This window comes from Streptomyces sp. SM1, from assembly GCF_002910825.1.
Taxonomy (GTDB): Bacteria; Actinomycetota; Actinomycetes; order Streptomycetales; family Streptomycetaceae; genus Streptomyces; species Streptomyces okerensis.
This window is the reverse complement of record NZ_NEUB01000320.1, coordinates 1-1,277: the sequence shown is the minus strand read 5'-3', so window position 1 is coordinate 1,277 and position 1,277 is coordinate 1. Positions and strand designations below refer to the sequence as shown.

The following is a 1,277-nucleotide window of genomic DNA, read 5'->3' as shown; positions in this document are numbered from 1 at the left end:
GCGGCAGCGCAGCGCCAACCCGATGCGCATCCCCGGCCTCGGCTGTCTCAAGGGATGCTTCTTCACGCTCGTCATCCTGTTCGTCGCGGGCTGGCTGGTGTGGGAACTGAGCCCGCTCCAGGGCTGGATCGGCACCGGCAAGGGCTACTGGGAACAGCTCAGCGACTGGTTCGGCTCGGTGACGGGCTGGATCAAGGACCTGGGCGGCCCCGACGCGCCCCAGGCGTCCGCCGGCTCGGACTGAGCTTGTTTGCTGATTTGTCGACACCTGGGGGTCGATTTCCGTATCCCCGGTGAAGGCCGGCTCCCCGGACGCGTAGCTTTGGCGACAACACGCGTCGGTAGGAGCAGCCTTGGCACGGAGAATCGGCAGCCGGTACACCGCCCACCAGATCCTCGGGCGGGGCAGCGCCGGCACGGTGTGGCTGGGCGAGGGCCCCGAGGGGCCCGTCGCCATCAAGCTGCTGCGTGAGGATCTCTCCTCGGACCAGGAGCTCGTCGGCCGCTTCGTGCGGGAGCGGACGGCACTGCTCGGCCTGGAACACCCGCACATCGTGTCGGTACGCGATCTGGTGGTCGACGGCAACGATCTCGCGCTGGTCATGGACCTCGTCCGGGGTACGGACCTGCGCACCCGCCTCGACCGGGAGCGCCGGCTGGCACCGGAGGCGGCGGTGGCGATCGTCGCCGACGTCGCGGACGGACTGGCGGCGGCGCACGCGGCCGGGGTCGTGCACCGGGACGTGAAGCCGGAGAACGTGCTGCTGGACATGCAGGGCCCGCTCGGCCCCGGCGGTTCGCACCGCGCGCTGCTCACCGACTTCGGCGTGGCGAAACTCATCGACACCCCGCGCCGCACCCGAGCCACGAAGATCATCGGAACGCCGGACTATCTGGCCCCGGAGATCGTCGAGGGCCTGCCCCCGCGCGCGTCGGTCGACATCTACGCCCTCGCCACGGTCCTCTACGAGCTGCTCGCCGGCTTCACGCCGTTCGGCGGCGGCCACCCGGGCGCGGTGCTGCGCCGCCATGTCACCGAGACGGTCGTCCCCCTCCCGGGCATCCCGGACGAGCTGTGGCAGCTGCTGGTGCAGTGCCTGGCGAAGGCCCCGGCGTCCCGGCTGCGCGCCTCCGAGCTGGGCGCGCGGCTGCGGGAGCTGCTGCCGATGCTGGCGGGGATGCCGCCGCTGGACGTGGACGAGCCGGACACCGAGCCGGAGGAGGAGACGGGCGAGACCGTCCCGGCGACCGGCCCCGCCCAGACCGCCGGGGCACCG

At 72.3% G+C, this 1,277-nt stretch carries 1 protein-coding gene and 1 pseudogene; both read left to right on the top strand.

Annotated features, from left to right (window positions below; all coding sequences use genetic code 11):
• Positions 1–244 (top strand): annotated as a pseudogene (locus B9S61_RS07725) (serine/threonine protein kinase); the annotation flags it as partial.
• Positions 245–353: 109 nt separating this feature from the next.
• A partial coding sequence (locus tag B9S61_RS07720) for a serine/threonine-protein kinase (protein WP_181007288.1) occupies positions 354–1,277 on the top strand: 924 nt, incomplete at its 3' end.